This window comes from Microcoleus sp. Pol14D4 (assembly GCF_036701245.1).
In the GTDB taxonomy this organism is placed as follows: domain Bacteria; phylum Cyanobacteriota; class Cyanobacteriia; order Cyanobacteriales; family Microcoleaceae; genus Microcoleus.
Genome location: NZ_JAUBQM010000178.1, coordinates 1 through 2,625, shown reverse-complemented (window position 1 = coordinate 2,625; position 2,625 = coordinate 1). Strand labels below are relative to the sequence as shown.

The following is a 2,625-nucleotide window of genomic DNA, read 5'->3' as shown; positions in this document are numbered from 1 at the left end:
ACTCAGAATGGCTGCAATTGGTCACAACAGCCTTATTTAAGTATTTGTACTTATTGCAAAAGTGACACGCTCCCAATTGCTTTTAAGTGTAATGAGCAAGACAGAAAAAGAGGAAAAAATCTTTGATATTATCAATCAATTAAACAAAGGAGCCGATTTAATTGTCTCAGAAACAGAACGTGCGGAATTAGCAAAGCTAAATTTAGCTGCTGCACAAAAAGCCAAATCTGCCACCGCTTACATCGCAGCAATTGAATACGCCACTAAAGGCATAGAACTTCTCACAGTAAATTGTTGGCAACAATACTATGATATAACTTTGGCTCTACATGATTTAGCAGCAGAAGTAGCTTGTCTAAGCGCTGAGTTTAGACGAATGGAACAGATAGTCGAGTTGGTAGTACAAAATGCTAGTCAATTACTAGACAAAGTTAAGGTCTATGAAGTGACAATTTTAGCTGACGTAGCCCAGAGCAAACAGCCCAAAGCTATTAAAACCGCTCTTTCTGTTTTGAAATTATTTGGAATATCGTTTCCAGAGCAGCCCACTGACACAGAGATTAATCAAAGTTTGCAACAGGCTCAAGATGTATTAAAAGGAAAAGATTTAGAAGATTTGTTGGCACTACCTGAGATGATAGACCTTCAAGCTCTGGCAGTGATGCGAATTTTAGGAACCGTGACAGCAGCAGTCTATCAAGCGATTCCAAAACTACTGCCGTTAATTGTCTGCAAGCAAGTTAGGTTATCAGTTGAATATGGTAATGCTGCTGTATCAGCGCAGGCTTATGCTTGGTATGGAGTAATTTTGTGCGATTTGGGGCAAATAGATTTAGGTAATCGCGTTGGTCAACTGGCAATGGAACTACTATCACGTTTCCAGAATAGAGAATTTAAAGCCAGCACCATTAACATGGTTTATCCGTTTGTAAAGCCTTGGAAATATCATATTCAAGATTCACTTGCTCCTTTACTGGACGGATACCACAGCGGTCTAGAAATGGGTACTTTAGAATATGCTGCTTACTGTGCATACAATTACTGCTCGCTGTCATTTTTTCTAGGAAAAGATTTGTCAATCCTAGAACGAGAGATGAAGGTTTACAATCAGGCATTAACTCAACTCAAACAGGAAGTCGCTCATAATTATCTTAGAGTCTTTTATCAATCCGTCTTAAATTTGCTCGGTAAGAGCAAGTGTCCTTGGGAAATTCAAGGTGTAATCTATGACGAAAACATCATGTTTCCCTTGCATCAGAATGCTAACGATCTTTACGCAATGGGAACACTATCTACCAATAAATTAATTCTTTGTTACTTGTTTAATGAATGGGAGCAAGCAATTAAAGTGGCAGTTGATGCCAAACAATATTTGAGCGGAATATCCGGCTGTTTTATGGTTCCGGTGTTTCACTTTTACGATTCTTTGGTCTATCTTGCTATATTACCCAACGCTCAAAGTAGAGAATGCGATGCCTTCGGCGGCCTTGGCCCATCCCTTCCCCAGGAAGTTATTAGCAACCAGAAAAAACTCAAACAATGGGCAGATCATGCACCCACAAACCATTTACACAAATTTTATTTGGTGGAAGCAGAACAGTACCGGGTGTTGGGGAAGATATATGAAGCAATGGATTACTACGATCGCGCTATAGGCTCTGCAAAAGAAAACGCATATATCCAAGAAGAAGCACTAGCGAATGAACTTGCCGCCAAATTTTACCTCAATGGGGGGAAAGAAAAACTCGCCCAAGCATATATGCAAGAAGCGTATTACTGCTACGCGCGTTGGGGTGCGAAAGCCAAAGTTGCTGACCTCGAAAAACGCTATCCCCAACTTCTCGCCCCCATCCTCCAGCAAACCCGTTCTCCCCTGTCAGCTAAAGAAACTATCTTCACATTGGGGAGTGTCACTTCTACCAATTACCCCACTTGCCACAGTAGCAGTGCCTCTGGAACTCTAGATTTAGCTGCCATTCTTGAAGCTTCTCAAACTATCTCAGGCGAAATTGAACTGTCCAAACTGCTTTCATCATTGCTTTCTATTGTTATTGAAAATGCGGGGGCTGATAAATGCGTGTTAATGCTTTTGCGAGACAATCGCCTGCTGATTAAAGGGTCAATTACTACAGGGAGGCAGCCAGTTGTGTTGCAAAGCCTTCCTGTTGATGATAGCCAGGATATTCCGCTGAAGCTGATTTACAAAGTCTTGCACAACAGGCAGACTGTTGTGCTGTTTGATGCCACGATCGATCCGATTTTGGCCAATGACCCTTATATTATTCGTCAGCAGCCTCAGAGTATCTTGTGCAGCCCGATTTTGCATCAAGGGAAATTGCTGGGCATTTTATATCTAGAAAATAATTTAGCGCAGGGGGCATTTACAAGCGATCGCGTCGAGATCCTCAATCTACTTTGCGCTCAAGCTGCTATCTCCCTAGAAAATGCCAGACTTTATGAACGGTCACAAACCTATTCCCAACAACTAGAACAAGCCTTACATGACTTGCAGCAAACCCAATTGCAAATGATTCAAAGCGAAAAGATGTGGGTGCATCTCACTTTGGCAAATGTGTCAAAAAAGAGATAAAATGAAAAAGCTAGTAAAATCGTTAAATAAAGATG

At 41.2% G+C, this 2,625-nt stretch carries 1 protein-coding gene; it reads left to right on the top strand.

What is annotated here, in order from left to right; translation table 11 throughout:
* The first annotated feature begins 91 nt into the window (after positions 1-91).
* The gene (locus QUA33_RS27885; RefSeq protein ID WP_333152984.1) at positions 92-2,590 is read left to right on the top strand and encodes a GAF domain-containing protein; all 2,499 of its coding nucleotides are present in this window, start codon (positions 92-94) and stop codon (positions 2,588-2,590) included.
* Positions 2,591-2,625 lie beyond the last annotated feature (35 nt).

Excerpts from the sequence above, each read along its gene's own strand:
- QUA33_RS27885 (WP_333152984.1), top strand. The coding sequence starts at position 92 with ATGAGCAAGACAGAAAAAGAGGAAAAAATCTTTGATATTATCAATCAA.